Source organism: Bacillus sp. S10(2024) (genome assembly GCF_050473865.1).
Classification (GTDB): domain Bacteria; phylum Bacillota; class Bacilli; order Bacillales; family Bacillaceae_G; genus Bacillus_A.
The window spans coordinates 3,462,501-3,477,354 of sequence record NZ_JBFLUR010000002.1 but is presented as its reverse complement, the minus strand read 5'-3'; the positions used below and the strand labels follow the sequence as shown (position 1 = coordinate 3,477,354).

Below are 14,854 nucleotides of genomic sequence, written 5' to 3'. Positions count from 1 at the left end.
ACAGAATGTACATAAATCCAATGAAAATACTTGGTGTTAGGAGTGAAGGAGATGCGAGTGGCACAGTCAATTTCAGAGTTAATCGGAAAAACGCCGATTGTGAAATTAAACCGCGTTGCAGAAGAAGGTAGTGCAGATATTTATTTGAAATTAGAGTTCATGAACCCTGGGAGTAGTGTAAAAGATCGTATTGCTTTAGCGATGATTGAAGTTGCTGAGAAACAAGGATTACTAAAAGAAGGCGATACGATTATTGAGCCAACAAGTGGAAACACAGGGATTGGTTTAGCGATGGTAGCGGCGGCAAAAGGGTATAAGGCAATTTTAGTTATGCCGGAAACGATGAGCATTGAACGTCGCAATTTATTGCGTGCTTATGGAGCGGAGTTAGTGTTAACGCCAGGATCAGAAGGGATGGGCGGGGCAATTCGTAAGGCAACAGAGTTATCGAAAGAACATGGATACTTTATGCCTCAACAGTTCCAAAATGAAGCAAATCCAGAAATTCATCGTTTAACTACGGGTCCGGAAATTGTCGAGCAGATGGGCGATCAATTAGATGCATTCATTTCAGGTGTTGGTACAGGTGGAACAATCACGGGTGTTGGTGAGATATTAAAAGAGACGTATGAAGATATTAAAATTTATGCCGTAGAGCCTGCTGATTCTCCGGTATTATCGGGTGGAAAACCAGGTCCTCATAAAATTCAAGGTATCGGTGCTGGATTTGTTCCTGGAACATTAGATACAGATGTATATGATGAAGTTATTCAAGTAAAGGCAGAACAAGCATTTGAATATGCAAGAAGAATAGCGCGTAAAGAAGGAGTTTTAGTTGGTATTTCATCTGGAGCAGCTATTTATGCGGCGACAGAAGTTGCAAAAAAACTTGGAAAAGACAAAAAAGTACTTGTCATTATTCCAAGTAATGGTGAGCGTTATTTAAGTACACCACTTTATCAGTTTGAGTCATAAGTTTTAATGTATGGAAAGCATTCCTCAAAAAAGGGATGCTTTTTCTTTTTTCGTTTGAAAATAGGAAAAGAGTGAACGACTAGAAAACTTCATGTAAAATAAGTGTTAGTTGAATCAAATCGGGTTTCTGTGGACGGTTCAATGTTTTTTAATCGATCGTTAGAACAGGATAAAATAAGACGAGGTGTTTATATGCAGCGACGAAAATCTTTAGCTATTTCAGTTCCATATCAGTTAGACTTTTTTAAACAGTATAAGTTCCTTTCGCAAAATAAACCTCATCATATCATTTTAGAAAGTGGCCGCGGGGGACGTTATAGTATTGTTGGACTTGATCCTGTAGCGATTGTTCGTGGGAAAGATGAAACACTACATATATGGGAAAATGGAAAGGAAACAATAGAAAAGGGAAATCCATTGCACCTAATGCAACAGTATATGGAACGATGGAAAACGGAACATAATGATGCATATCCGCCGTTTCAAGGTGGTGCAATTGGTTATTTCAGTTATGATTGTATCCGTTATATTGAGAAAATACCTTCTCTTGCAGAAGATGATGTAAATGTACCAGATATATTTTTCTTATTGTTTGATGATGTATTTGTTTATGATCAGAAAGAACAGGTGTTATGGATTATTACGCATTATACAAATGACGAGGAGCAAGCGAAGCAACACTTAAATGAATTAAAAGAGCTTTGGTTACAAGATGTGCCGAAAGTGACAATGCAATTTATTCGACCTGAAACGAATAAAGGGGCGGTTTCCTTTACAGAAGCAGGGTTTGTTGAAGCTGTTGGGCGAATTCAGGATTATATTAGCGCAGGAGATGTATTTCAAGTGAATTTGTCTACAAGACAAGAAAAAACATTGCAAACGCATCCGTTGGAAATTTATACGAAGCTTCGTGAAATTAATCCTTCTCCATACATGGGCTATTTAGAACTTGGGGATCTTCAAATTGTAAGTGCTTCACCAGAGCTATTAATTAAAAAGCAAGGTAATGAAGTAAGTACACGTCCGATTGCGGGGACACGCTCTCGAGGGGAAGATGAACAAGAAGATCAAAAGCTTGCAAAAGAGCTAATTGAAAATGAAAAAGAGCGTGCAGAACACGTTATGCTTGTTGATTTAGAGAGAAATGATTTAGGGCGTGTTTGTGAGTATGGGACAGTAGAAGTAGATGAATTTATGGTAATTGAAAAATATTCCCACGTTATGCATATCGTTTCAAATGTACGCGGGGAATTACAGCAAGGAAAAGGTGCTTTTGATGGTGTAAAGGCTGTATTTCCGGGTGGGACGATTACCGGAGCGCCAAAAATTCGGACGATGGAAATCATTGAAGAGTTAGAACCAGTTCGCCGTGGTATTTATACTGGGTCAATTGGTTGGATTGGCTATTCAGGAGATATGGAATTAAATATTGTCATTCGTACGTTACTTGCGAAAGATGGACAAGCGTATGTACAGGCGGGGGCAGGGATTGTTATTGATTCTAATCCGAAAAATGAGTATAAAGAGTCTTTAAAGAAGGCAATAGCATTATGGCGTGCAAAAGAAAGTAGCGAAGAAACGGTTAGGTGAGAGAAATGATATTAATGATTGATAATTATGATTCCTTTACGTTTAATTTAGTGCAATTTCTTGGAGAATTAGGACAAGAACTTATCGTCAAACGTAACGATGAAATTACAATTGAAGATATTGAACAGATGCACCCTGATTTCTTAATGATTTCTCCAGGGCCGTGTAGTCCGAATGAGGCGGGGATCAGTATGGATGTGATTCGTCATTTTGCAGGGAAGATTCCGATTTTTGGCGTTTGTTTAGGGCATCAATCTATCGCTCAAGTATTTGGAGGGGATGTTGTTCGTGCGGAGCGTTTGATGCATGGGAAAACGTCCTTAATGCATCATGATGAGAAAACAATCTTTGGTGATATTCCAAATCCATTTACAGCAACGCGTTACCATTCTTTAATTGTAAAAAAAGAAACATTACCAGAGTGCTTGGAAGTAACATCTTGGACAGAGGAAGGAGAAATTATGGCGCTTCGTCATAAAACATTACCGATTGAAGGTGTACAATTCCATCCAGAATCTATTATGACTTCCCATGGTAAGGAATTGTTGCAAAATTTCATCCGTCATTACAGCCGGAGTACTTCTGTATGTTAATTTATGTGAACGGTTCATTTGTAGAGGCGAGTGAAGCTAAAATTTCTCCTTATGATCATGGATATTTATATGGCCTTGGTGTATTTGAAACGTTCCGTATTTACAACGGGCACCCCTTCTTATTAGATGATCATTATGAACGGCTTATGACCGCTCTTTCGTCATTACATATTGTGTGGAAAATGACAAAAGAAGATGTGAAAAGCATATTAAAAGAATTAATGGTAAGAAATGATTTGCAAAATGCGTATGTTCGTTTTAACGTGTCTGCAGGTAGCGGGGAGATTGGCTTGCAGACAGATATGTATGAAGAGCCTTCTGTTATTGTTTTTATAAAACCTTTATCGGCTCCTGGTGATGTAGTAGAAAAGGAAGGAGTCATTTTAAGACAAACACGCAATACGCCAGAAGGGGAATTTCGTTTAAAGTCACATCATTATTTAAATAATATTTTGGGAAAACGTGAGATTGGGAATACAACTTCAAAAGAAGGGATTTTTCTTACAGAAGAAGGGTATATTGCGGAAGGGATTGTTTCGAACCTTTTTTTTGTGAAAAATGACATATTGTATACACCGTCGCTACAGACTGGCATTTTAAATGGGATTACTCGTGCTTTCATATTAGTAGCCGCTAAAATATTGGGGCTCAAGGTAAGAGAAGGATTATTCTTACGAGAAGAGTTACTTACAGCTGATGAGGTGTTTGTAACAAATTCCATTCAGGAAATTGTCCCGATTTGGTGCATTGGAGAAGTGCATTTCCCGGGTAAAGAAGGATTGGTTACAACTAAGCTTTTGTGTGTATATGAAACGTATCGTGAAAAGCTTTGGAGTAGAAATGAATTGTTAAAAGGAGATGTCTAACATGCGGTGCGGTGAATATACATTGAACTTAAATGAAAAGACGTTCATTATGGGTATTTTGAATGCTACACCTGATTCTTTTTCAGATGGCGGTAATTATAATGAAGTTGGAGCAGCTGTCTGCCGTGCGAAAGAGATGGTAATGAACGGTGCGCATATTATTGATATTGGTGGAGAGTCTACTCGACCTGGTTTTGCTAAGGTGTCAGAAGAAGAAGAAGTGCAACGTGTTGTACCAATCATTCAAGCTGTATCACAAGCGGTAGATGTTCCTATATCTATCGATACGTACAAAGCGGAGGTTGCCAAACAAGCTATTGAAGCTGGTGCACATATTATTAATGATGTTTGGGGAGCGAAAGCAGAACCAGACATTGCGAAAGTGGCGGCGCATTATAATGTACCAATTATTTTAATGCATAACCGCGAGAATACAAATTATCGAAATCTGATGGCGGATTTGATTGCTGATTTGTATGAGAGTATTACAATTGCGAAATGTGCAGGTGTACGTGATGAGAATATTATTTTAGATCCAGGTATAGGATTTGCGAAAACATTTGAGCAAAATTTAGAAGTAATGCGAAATCTAGAGCAGTTGAAAGTATTAGGATATCCACTTCTTCTTGGAACCTCTCGAAAATCATTTATTGGTCATGCGTTAGATTTGCCAGTAGAAGAACGCTTAGAAGGAACTGGTGCAACGGTTTGTCTTGGCATTCAAAAAGGCTGTGAAATTGTACGTGTTCATGATGTGAAAGAGATGTCCCGCATGGCGAAGATGATGGACGCTATGTTAAGGGGGTAAAGGGCTTGGATAAAATTTTTGTTCATGATATGGAGTTCTACGGTTACCATGGTGTATTTCCTGAAGAAAATAAATTAGGGCAGCGTTTTAAAGTAGACTTAACTGTAGAATTAGATTTGAAGAGAGCTGGAATGAGCGATGACTTAGAGCATTCCGTAAATTATGGAGAGCTATATGAGTTATGTAGATGTGTGGTAGAAGAGAAAACGTATAAACTTGTGGAAAGTATTGCGGAAAATATTGCGGCGGATATATTAGAACGGTACGATTGTATTATGAATTGTATTGTAAAAGTTATTAAACCAGATCCGCCAATTCCAGGACATTATCGTGCGGTGGCGGTGGAGATTGAGAGAGGGCGCTCATGAATAATGTAGTTTATATTGCTTTAGGTTCGAATATGGGTGAGCGCTATATGTATTTATCGCAAGCTATAGAGCTGTTGGGTGCACATCCAGCTATTGAAATTGAGGATGTATCATCTGTTTATGAAACAGATCCGGTTGGGTTTACAGAACAAGACTGTTTTTTAAATTTAGTTATAAAAATTTCTACCAATTTATTGCCTCAAGAATTATTGATGGTGACACAAAAGGTGGAGAATGAGCTAGGAAGAAAAAGGGAAATCAAATGGGGACCTCGTACCATTGACCTTGACATTTTGCTCTATAATCACGAAAATATTGAAGCAGAGAATCTTGTTGTTCCGCATCCGCGGATGTTTGAAAGAGCTTTTGTTATCGTTCCGTTGATGGAGATTAATCAAGAAATTAACCGAAACATTTCATGTTCACAAGTAGAAGAAATGAAAAGGCGAGAGGGAGTAACGGTATGGAAGCAGAGAAATGGGGAAGACGCATTCGCGCTTTTCGTAAATTAAAAGGCTATACACAAGAAGGATTTGCGAAAGAGTTAGGAGTATCTGTATCGGTTTTAGGTGAAGTGGAGAGAGGGAATCGAGTTCCGTCTCGGGATTTTGTTGCAGAGGTTGCAAAGACGTTAAACGTTTCAATAGAAGAATTAATGCCGAAGTAGGGATAATAACGGGAGGCAATAAAGTGTTAAAGATTGCAAACATTGAAATGAAAAATCCGGTTGTACTAGCGCCGATGGCGGGGGTGTGTAACTCTGCATTCCGCTTAACGGTAAAAGAATTTGGTGCAGGATTAGTATGTGCGGAAATGGTAAGTGATAAGGCGATTTTATTTAACAATCAAAAAACGTTAGATATGCTATATATTGATGAGAGAGAAAAGCCATTAAGTCTACAAATTTTCGGTGGGGAAAAAGAAACGCTTGTAGAAGCTGCAAAATATGTAGATAAAAATACAACGGCGGATATTATCGATATTAATATGGGATGTCCAGTGCCGAAGATCACAAAATGTGATGCAGGGGCAAAGTGGCTACTTGATCCGAGTAAAGTGTACGAAATGGTAGCAGGGGTAGTAGATGCAGTTGAGAAGCCGGTGACGGTAAAAATGCGTATCGGCTGGGATGAAGATCACATTTTTGCAATTGAAAATGCTCAGGCAGTTGAACGTGCAGGCGGCCAGGCGGTTGCTGTTCATGGTCGTACTCGTGTTCAGATGTATGAAGGGAAAGCGGATTGGAATATTATTAAGCAAGTAAAACAAGCTGTTAATATTCCTGTTATCGGAAATGGTGATGTAGAAACGCCACAAGATGCGAAGCGTATGTTAGATGAAATTGGTGTAGATGGTGTAATGATTGGGCGTGCAGCGCTTGGTGATCCATGGATGATTTACCGTACAGTGAAATATTTAGAGACTGGTGAATTAATGCCAGAGCCATCTGTACGCGAAAAAATGGACGTATGTATGCTGCATTTAGATCGTCTTATTGATTTGAAAAATGAAGACATCGCAGTTCGAGAAATGCGTAAACATGCAGCGTGGTACTTAAAAGGTGTTAGCGGTAATGCGAGAGTGCGCAATGGAATTAACGGTTGTAATACACGTGCCGATCTTGCTTCTTTATTGACAGCGTTCGTAGAAGAAGTAGAAGCGAAACAAAAATCTATTCAAGTTGGATAATAGCAAGTGATAGAAGGAGTGTTTGACATTCCTGTTGTTACTACCTATAATTACGTCTAAGAAATAAGAACTGCCAGCGCGTTGCTGGCAGTTTTTCTAGTTGGATAGAAAATGATATACTATATATATTGTAAATTTTAATAGAGCTGGAGTGATATCAATACCATGGATAACATGAACCACGAAGAATTAAATGACCAATTGCTCGTTCGTCGCGAGAAGCTACATAACTTACGTGAACAAGGAATCGATCCATTTGGTAAACGTTTTGAACGTACGCATTCAACGAAAGAATTGTTAAGTTTGTATGGAGAACTTTCTAAAGAAGAGTTAGAAGAGAAAGAAATTTTTGTTTCAATTGCTGGTCGTATTATGACAAAACGCGGTAAAGGGAAAGCGGGATTTGCGCATATCCAAGATTTACATGGCCAAGTTCAAATTTATGTTCGCAAAGATACAGTTGGTGATGAGCAGTATGAACTGTTTAATACAGCTGATTTAGGTGACCTAGTAGGAATTGAAGGGAAAGTATTTAAAACAAAGGTTGGAGAACTTTCAGTTAAAGCAACTGGTTTTACTCTATTAACAAAATCTCTTCGTCCACTTCCTGATAAATATCATGGATTAAAAGATGTTGAACAACGTTACCGTCAACGTTACTTAGATTTAATTACGAGCATGGAAAGTCGTGAAACGTTTGTAACTCGTAGTAAAATCATCCGTGAGATGAGAAGATATTTAGATAACAATGGTTATCTAGAGGTAGAAACGCCAATGTTGCATGCGATTGCAGGCGGAGCATCTGCGCGTCCGTTTATTACACATCACAATGCGTTAGATATGGAATTCTATATGCGTATTGCAATTGAGTTGCATTTAAAACGCCTAATTGTAGGTGGATTAGAGAAAGTATACGAAATTGGTCGCGTATTCCGTAATGAAGGTGTATCAACTCGTCATAACCCTGAATTTACGATGATTGAGTTATATGAAGCGTATGCAGATTATAAAGATATTATGAAACTAACAGAAAACATGGTTGCTCATATTGCGAAAGAAGTTTTAGGTACAACGACGGTTCAATATGGCGAATATGAAATTAATTTAGAGCCAGAGTGGACAAGACTTCACATGGTAGATGCGATTAAAGAGCATTCAGGAGCAGACTTCTGGAAACCGATGAGTGTAGAAGAAGCTCGTGCGTTAGCGAAGGAACACGGTGTGGAAATTAAGGATACAATGGAAGTTGGTCATATTATTAATGAGTTCTTTGAGCAAAAAGTAGAAGAACATTTAATTCAACCAACATTTATTTATGGTCATCCAGTGGAAATTTCTCCTCTTGCGAAAAAGAATGAAGAAGATCCACGCTTTACAGATCGTTTTGAGTTATTTATTGTTGCTCGTGAACACGCGAATGCATTTACAGAATTAAATGATCCAATCGATCAAAAAGAACGTTTCGAAGCGCAGTTAAAAGAGCGTGAACAAGGTAACGATGAAGCGCACATGATGGATGATGATTATATCGAAGCGCTTGAGTATGGTATGCCTCCTACAGGTGGATTAGGGATCGGTATTGATCGTCTTGTTATGTTATTAACGAATGCGCCGTCTATTCGTGACATACTACTATTCCCTGCGATGAGACATAAACAAGACTAGGCTTTGGAGTTTTCTCCAAAGCTTTTTTTATATTGTTTTATAAGGTGAAAAAAATTATAAAAAACTATTGCATTTTAATTTATGAACTGGTATATTTATATTCGTTGTCACGAACGGCAACGAGGTCAACAACTTAGAAATGAAAAAAGTTGTTGACAGAGAAATAACGAAATGTTATATTAATAAAGTCGCTTTGAGCGGCAGATGAGTTCTTTGAAAACTGAACGAAACAAACAACGTGAAACGTCAATTTTTATTTATGATGCTAGACAAACTTTATTGGAGAGTTTGATCCTGGCTCAGGATGAACGCTGGCGGCGTGCCTAATACATGCAAGTCGAGCGAACCAATTAAGAGCTTGCTCTTAAGAAGTTAGCGGCGGACGGGTGAGTAACACGTAGGTAACCTGCCTATAAGACTGGGATAACTCCGGGAAACCGGGGCTAATACCGGATAACATTTTGCACCGCATGGTGCGAAATTGAAAGGCGGCTTCGGCTGTCACTTATAGATGGACCTGCGGCGCATTAGCTAGTTGGTGAGGTAACGGCTCACCAAGGCGACGATGCGTAGCCGACCTGAGAGGGTGATCGGCCACACTGGGACTGAGACACGGCCCAGACTCCTACGGGAGGCAGCAGTAGGGAATCTTCCGCAATGGACGAAAGTCTGACGGAGCAACGCCGCGTGAACGATGAAGGCTTTCGGGTCGTAAAGTTCTGTTGTTAGGGAAGAACAAGTGCTAGTTGAATAAGCTGGCACCTTGACGGTACCTAACCAGAAAGCCACGGCTAACTACGTGCCAGCAGCCGCGGTAATACGTAGGTGGCAAGCGTTATCCGGAATTATTGGGCGTAAAGCGCGCGCAGGTGGTTTCTTAAGTCTGATGTGAAAGCCCACGGCTCAACCGTGGAGGGTCATTGGAAACTGGGAGACTTGAGTGCAGAAGAGGAAAGTGGAATTCCATGTGTAGCGGTGAAATGCGTAGAGATATGGAGGAACACCAGTGGCGAAGGCGACTTTCTGGTCTGTAACTGACACTGAGGCGCGAAAGCGTGGGGAGCAAACAGGATTAGATACCCTGGTAGTCCACGCCGTAAACGATGAGTGCTAAGTGTTAGAGGGTTTCCGCCCTTTAGTGCTGAAGTTAACGCATTAAGCACTCCGCCTGGGGAGTACGGCCGCAAGGCTGAAACTCAAAGGAATTGACGGGGGCCCGCACAAGCGGTGGAGCATGTGGTTTAATTCGAAGCAACGCGAAGAACCTTACCAGGTCTTGACATCCTCTGACAACCCTAGAGATAGGGCTTCCCCTTCGGGGGCAGAGTGACAGGTGGTGCATGGTTGTCGTCAGCTCGTGTCGTGAGATGTTGGGTTAAGTCCCGCAACGAGCGCAACCCTTGATCTTAGTTGCCATCATTAAGTTGGGCACTCTAAGGTGACTGCCGGTGACAAACCGGAGGAAGGTGGGGATGACGTCAAATCATCATGCCCCTTATGACCTGGGCTACACACGTGCTACAATGGACGGTACAAAGAGTCGCAAGACCGCGAGGTGGAGCTAATCTCATAAAACCGTTCTCAGTTCGGATTGTAGGCTGCAACTCGCCTACATGAAGCTGGAATCGCTAGTAATCGCGGATCAGCATGCCGCGGTGAATACGTTCCCGGGCCTTGTACACACCGCCCGTCACACCACGAGAGTTTGTAACACCCGAAGTCGGTGGGGTAACCTTTTGGAGCCAGCCGCCTAAGGTGGGACAGATGATTGGGGTGAAGTCGTAACAAGGTAGCCGTATCGGAAGGTGCGGCTGGATCACCTCCTTTCTATGGAGAATTGATGAACGCTGTTCATCAATATAAGTTTCCGTGTTTCGTTTTGTTCAGTTTTGAGAGAACTATCTCTCGAAAATATATGTTCTTTGAAAACTAGATAACAGTGTAGCTCATATTTTTTTAATTTTGGTTAAGTTAGAAAGGGCGCACGGTGGATGCCTTGACACTAGGAGTCGATGAAGGACGGGACTAACACCGATATGCTTCGGGGAGCTGTAAGTAAGCTTTGATCCGGAGATTTCCGAATGGGGAAACCCACCATACGTAATGGTATGGTATCTTTATCTGAATACATAGGGTAAAGAAGACAGACCCAGGGAACTGAAACATCTAAGTACCTGGAGGAAGAGAAAGCAAATGCGATTTCCTGAGTAGCGGCGAGCGAAACGGAATCTAGCCCAAACCAAGAGGCTTGCCTCTTGGGGTTGTAGGACATTCTATACGGAGTTACAAAGGAACGAGGTAGACGAAGCAGCCTGGAAAGGCTCGTCATAGAAGGTAACAACCCTGTAGTTGAAACTTCGTTCCCTCTTGAATGTATCCTGAGTACGGCGGAACACGTGAAATTCCGTCGGAATCTGGGAGGACCATCTCCCAAGGCTAAATACTACCTAGTGATCGATAGTGAACCAGTACCGTGAGGGAAAGGTGAAAAGCACCCCGGAAGGGGAGTGAAAGAGATCCTGAAACCGTGTGCCTACAAATAGTCAGAGCCCGTTAACGGGTGATGGCGTGCCTTTTGTAGAATGAACCGGCGAGTTACGATCCCGTGCGAGGTTAAGCTGAAGAGGCGGAGCCGTAGCGAAAGCGAGTCTGAATAGGGCGTTTAGTACGTGGTCGTAGACCCGAAACCAGGTGATCTACCCATGTCCAGGGTGAAGTTCAGGTAACACTGAATGGAGGCCCGAACCCACGCACGTTGAAAAGTGCGGGGATGAGGTGTGGGTAGCGGAGAAATTCCAATCGAACCTGGAGATAGCTGGTTCTCCCCGAAATAGCTTTAGGGCTAGCCTTAAGTGTAAGAGTCTTGGAGGTAGAGCACTGATTGGACTAGGGGTCCCCATCGGATTACCGAATTCAGTCAAACTCCGAATGCCAATGACTTATCCTTAGGAGTCAGACTGCGAGTGATAAGATCCGTAGTCAAAAGGGAAACAGCCCAGACCGCCAGCTAAGGTCCCAAAGTGTGTATTAAGTGGAAAAGGATGTGGAGTTGCTTAGACAACTAGGATGTTGGCTTAGAAGCAGCCACCATTTAAAGAGTGCGTAATAGCTCACTAGTCGAGTGACTCTGCGCCGAAAATGTACCGGGGCTAAATACACCACCGAAGCTGCGGATTGATACCTATGGTATCAGTGGTAGGGGAGCGTTCTAAGTGCTGTGAAGTCAGATCGTAAGGACTGGTGGAGCGCTTAGAAGTGAGAATGCCGGTATGAGTAGCGAAAGACGGGTGAGAATCCCGTCCACCGAATGCCTAAGGTTTCCTGAGGAAGGCTCGTCCGCTCAGGGTTAGTCAGGACCTAAGCCGAGGCCGACAGGCGTAGGCGATGGACAACAGGTTGATATTCCTGTACCACCTCTTTATCGTTTGAGCAATGGAGGGACGCAGAAGGATAGAAGAAGCGTGCGATTGGTTGAGCACGTCCAAGCAGTTAGGCTGGTAAGTAGGCAAATCCGCTTACCGCGAAGGCTGAGCTGTGATGGGGAAGCTCCTTATGGAGCGAAGTCTTTGATTCCCCGCTGCCAAGAAAAGCTTCTAGCGAGATAAAAGGTGCCTGTACCGCAAACCGACACAGGTAGGCGAGGAGAGAATCCTAAGGTGTGCGAGAGAACTCTGGTTAAGGAACTCGGCAAAATGACCCCGTAACTTCGGGAGAAGGGGTGCTTTCTTAACGGAAAGCCGCAGTGAATAGGCCCAAGCGACTGTTTAGCAAAAACACAGGTCTCTGCGAAGCCGTAAGGCGAAGTATAGGGGCTGACACCTGCCCGGTGCTGGAAGGTTAAGGAGAGGGGTTAGCGCAAGCGAAGCTCTGAACTGAAGCCCCAGTAAACGGCGGCCGTAACTATAACGGTCCTAAGGTAGCGAAATTCCTTGTCGGGTAAGTTCCGACCCGCACGAAAGGTGTAACGATTTGGGCACTGTCTCAACCAGAGACTCGGTGAAATTATAGTACCTGTGAAGATGCAGGTTACCCGCGACAGGACGGAAAGACCCCGTGGAGCTTTACTGTAGCCTGATATTGAATTTTGGTACAGCTTGTACAGGATAGGCGGGAGCCTTTGAAGCCGGAGCGCTAGCTTCGGTGGAGGCGCTGGTGGGATACCGCCCTGGCTGTATTGAAATTCTAACCTACGGGTCTTATCGACCCGGGAGACAGTGTCAGGTGGGCAGTTTGACTGGGGCGGTCGCCTCCTAAAAAGTAACGGAGGCGCCCAAAGGTTCCCTCAGAATGGTTGGAAATCATTCGTAGAGTGCAAAGGCATAAGGGAGCTTGACTGCGAGACCTACAAGTCGAGCAGGGACGAAAGTCGGGCTTAGTGATCCGGTGGTTCCGCATGGAAGGGCCATCGCTCAACGGATAAAAGCTACCCCGGGGATAACAGGCTTATCTCCCCCAAGAGTCCACATCGACGGGGAGGTTTGGCACCTCGATGTCGGCTCATCGCATCCTGGGGCTGTAGTCGGTCCCAAGGGTTGGGCTGTTCGCCCATTAAAGCGGTACGCGAGCTGGGTTCAGAACGTCGTGAGACAGTTCGGTCCCTATCCGTCGTGGGCGTAGGAAATTTGAGAGGAGCTGTCCTTAGTACGAGAGGACCGGGATGGACGCACCGCTGGTGTACCAGTTGTTCTGCCAAGGGCATAGCTGGGTAGCTATGTGCGGAAGGGATAAGTGCTGAAAGCATCTAAGCATGAAGCCCCCCTCAAGATGAGATTTCCCATAGCGTTAAGCTAGTAAGATCCCTGAAAGATGATCAGGTTGATAGGTTCGAGGTGGAAGCGTGGTGACACGTGGAGCTGACGAATACTAATAGATCGAGGACTTAACCATATAATATGAAGCAAATGTTATCTAGTTTTGAAGGAATATATTTTTCAAAATTCCTTTTGACATTCTGAAAAGAATGTGTATAATAATAAAAGTCTGGTAATGATGGCAGAGAGGTCACACCCGTTCCCATACCGAACACGGAAGTTAAGCTCTCTAGCGCCGATGGTAGTTGGGACTTTGTCCCTGTGAGAGTAGGACGTTGCCAGGCAAATGGAGGATTAGCTCAGCTGGGAGAGCACCTGCCTTACAAGCAGGGGGTCGGCGGTTCGATCCCGTCATCCTCCACCATATGCCGGCTTAGCTCAATTGGTAGAGCAACTGACTTGTAATCAGTAGGTTGGGGGTTCAAGTCCTCTAGCCGGCACCACTTTAGTAAGAGCCATTAGCTCAGTTGGTAGAGCATCTGACTTTTAATCAGAGGGTCGAAGGTTCGAGTCCTTCATGGCTCACCATTTATTTCATTTCGCGGGTGTGGCGGAATTGGCAGACGCACCAGACTTAGGATCTGGCGCCTTTGGCGTGGGGGTTCGACTCCCTTCACCCGCACTTATAAGTGAAAGAAATTCAATATTATGCGGAAGTAGTTCAGTGGTAGAATACAACCTTGCCAAGGTTGGGGTCGCGGGTTCGAATCCCGTCTTCCGCTCCAATTTACAATATGATATGCCGGGGTGGCGGAACAGGCAGACGCACAGGACTTAAAATCCTGCGGTGGGTGACCACCGTGCGGGTTCGACCCCCGCCCTCGGCACCATATGCGCCCGTAGCTCAATTGGATAGAGCGTTTGACTACGGATCAAAAGGTTAGGGGTTCGAGTCCTCTCGGGCGCGTTTTTTCGGGAAGTGGCTCAGCTTGGTAGAGCACCTGGTTTGGGACCAGGGGGTCGCAGGTTCGAATCCTGTCTTCCCGATATTTGATAAGGGGCCTTAGCTCAGCTGGGAGAGCGCCTGCCTTGCACGCAGGAGGTCAGCGGTTCGATCCCGCTAGGCTCCACCAAAAGTTCTTTGAAAACTGAACGAAACAAACAACGTGAAACGTCAATTTTTATTTATGATGCTAGACAAACTTTATTGGAGAGTTTGATCCTGGCTCAGGATGAACGCTGGCGGCGTGCCTAATACATGCAAGTCGAGCGAACCAATTAAGAGCTTGCTCTTAAGAAGTTAGCGGCGGACGGGTGAGTAACACGTAGGTAACCTGCCTATAAGACTGGGATAACTCCGGGAAACCGGGGCTAATACCGGATAACATTTTGCACCGCATGGTGCGAAATTGAAAGGCGGCTTCGGCTGTCACTTATAGATGGACCTGCGGCGCATTAGCTAGTTGGTGAGGTAACGGCTCACCAAGGCGACGATGCGTAGCCGACCTGAGAGGGTGATCGGCCACACTGGGACTGAGACACGGCCCAG

General features: G+C 43.7%; 10 protein-coding genes, 9 tRNA genes and 4 rRNA genes (1 of these 23 running past the window's edge). All 23 read left to right on the top strand.

Annotation, left to right across the window (positions count from 1 at the left end; all coding sequences use genetic code 11):
* Positions 1 to 51: 51 nt before the first annotated feature.
* Positions 52 to 975, top strand: coding sequence for a cysteine synthase A (cysK, locus tag AB1280_RS17745; protein WP_429756568.1), 924 nt, complete (start codon positions 52 to 54; stop codon positions 973 to 975).
* A gap of 192 nt (positions 976 to 1,167) precedes the next feature.
* Positions 1,168 to 2,565, top strand: coding sequence for an anthranilate synthase component I (gene trpE / locus AB1280_RS17740; RefSeq protein ID WP_429756567.1), 1,398 nt, complete (start codon positions 1,168 to 1,170; stop codon positions 2,563 to 2,565).
* Positions 2,566 to 2,570: 5 nt separating this feature from the next.
* Positions 2,571 to 3,158, top strand: a complete 588-nt coding sequence (gene pabA / locus AB1280_RS17735) for an aminodeoxychorismate/anthranilate synthase component II (RefSeq protein ID WP_272191304.1) — start codon at positions 2,571 to 2,573, stop codon at positions 3,156 to 3,158.
* The gene (pabC, locus tag AB1280_RS17730; RefSeq protein ID WP_429756566.1) at positions 3,152 to 4,024 is read left to right on the top strand and encodes an aminodeoxychorismate lyase; all 873 of its coding nucleotides are present in this window, start codon (positions 3,152 to 3,154) and stop codon (positions 4,022 to 4,024) included. Before pabA ends, pabC begins: the two co-directional genes overlap by 7 nt.
* A complete protein-coding gene (gene folP / locus AB1280_RS17725; RefSeq protein ID WP_429756565.1) occupies positions 4,017 to 4,832 on the top strand; it encodes a dihydropteroate synthase in 816 nt (271 codons plus the stop codon). The genes pabC and folP overlap by 8 nt, the downstream gene beginning before the upstream one ends.
* Before the next feature lie 5 nt (positions 4,833 to 4,837).
* Positions 4,838 to 5,200, top strand: coding sequence for a dihydroneopterin aldolase (gene folB / locus AB1280_RS17720; protein WP_272191307.1), 363 nt, complete (start codon positions 4,838 to 4,840; stop codon positions 5,198 to 5,200).
* Entirely contained in the window at positions 5,197 to 5,712 is a 516-nt protein-coding gene (gene folK, locus AB1280_RS17715; RefSeq protein ID WP_272191308.1) for a 2-amino-4-hydroxy-6-hydroxymethyldihydropteridine diphosphokinase, read from the top strand. Before folB ends, folK begins: the two co-directional genes overlap by 4 nt.
* Positions 5,664 to 5,867 carry a helix-turn-helix domain-containing protein gene (locus AB1280_RS17710; RefSeq protein ID WP_272191310.1) on the top strand — a complete coding sequence of 68 codons (204 nt, stop codon included), beginning with the start codon at positions 5,664 to 5,666 and terminating at the stop codon, positions 5,865 to 5,867. The genes folK and AB1280_RS17710 overlap by 49 nt, the downstream gene beginning before the upstream one ends.
* Positions 5,868 to 5,890: 23 nt before the next feature.
* Positions 5,891 to 6,889 carry a tRNA dihydrouridine synthase DusB gene (gene dusB, locus AB1280_RS17705; protein ID WP_272191311.1) on the top strand — a complete coding sequence of 333 codons (999 nt, stop codon included), beginning with the start codon at positions 5,891 to 5,893 and terminating at the stop codon, positions 6,887 to 6,889.
* Positions 6,890 to 7,054: 165 nt separating this feature from the next.
* Positions 7,055 to 8,554 carry a lysine--tRNA ligase gene (gene lysS / locus AB1280_RS17700; protein WP_272191312.1) on the top strand — a complete coding sequence of 500 codons (1,500 nt, stop codon included), beginning with the start codon at positions 7,055 to 7,057 and terminating at the stop codon, positions 8,552 to 8,554.
* Between the two features lie 276 nt (positions 8,555 to 8,830).
* Positions 8,831 to 10,381: ribosomal RNA gene (locus AB1280_RS17695) — 16S ribosomal RNA — on the top strand.
* Positions 10,382 to 10,518: 137 nt separating this feature from the next.
* Positions 10,519 to 13,441: ribosomal RNA gene (locus AB1280_RS17690) — 23S ribosomal RNA — on the top strand.
* Between the two features lie 92 nt (positions 13,442 to 13,533).
* Positions 13,534 to 13,649 (top strand): 5S ribosomal RNA (rrf, locus tag AB1280_RS17685).
* Between the two features lie 4 nt (positions 13,650 to 13,653).
* Positions 13,654 to 13,729 (top strand) — tRNA-Val (locus AB1280_RS17680).
* Positions 13,730 to 13,732: 3 nt separating this feature from the next.
* Positions 13,733 to 13,808, top strand: a tRNA-Thr gene (locus AB1280_RS17675).
* Between the two features lie 9 nt (positions 13,809 to 13,817).
* Positions 13,818 to 13,893: transfer RNA gene (locus AB1280_RS17670), tRNA-Lys, on the top strand.
* Between the two features lie 13 nt (positions 13,894 to 13,906).
* Positions 13,907 to 13,987: transfer RNA gene (locus AB1280_RS17665), tRNA-Leu, on the top strand.
* A gap of 28 nt (positions 13,988 to 14,015) precedes the next feature.
* Positions 14,016 to 14,090: transfer RNA gene (locus AB1280_RS17660), tRNA-Gly, on the top strand.
* Positions 14,091 to 14,106: 16 nt separating this feature from the next.
* Positions 14,107 to 14,195 (top strand) — tRNA-Leu (locus tag AB1280_RS17655).
* Positions 14,196 to 14,198: 3 nt separating this feature from the next.
* Positions 14,199 to 14,272, top strand: a tRNA-Arg gene (locus tag AB1280_RS17650).
* A 6-nt stretch (positions 14,273 to 14,278) separates the two neighbouring features.
* Positions 14,279 to 14,352 (top strand) — tRNA-Pro (locus AB1280_RS17645).
* Positions 14,353 to 14,362: 10 nt separating this feature from the next.
* Positions 14,363 to 14,438, top strand: a tRNA-Ala gene (locus tag AB1280_RS17640).
* 71 nt (positions 14,439 to 14,509) lie between these two features.
* A 16S ribosomal RNA gene (locus AB1280_RS17635) occupies positions 14,510 to 14,854 on the top strand (it continues 1,206 nt past the right edge of the window).
* Together the 16S, 23S and 5S rRNA genes with 9 tRNA genes alongside form the textbook arrangement of a ribosomal RNA operon.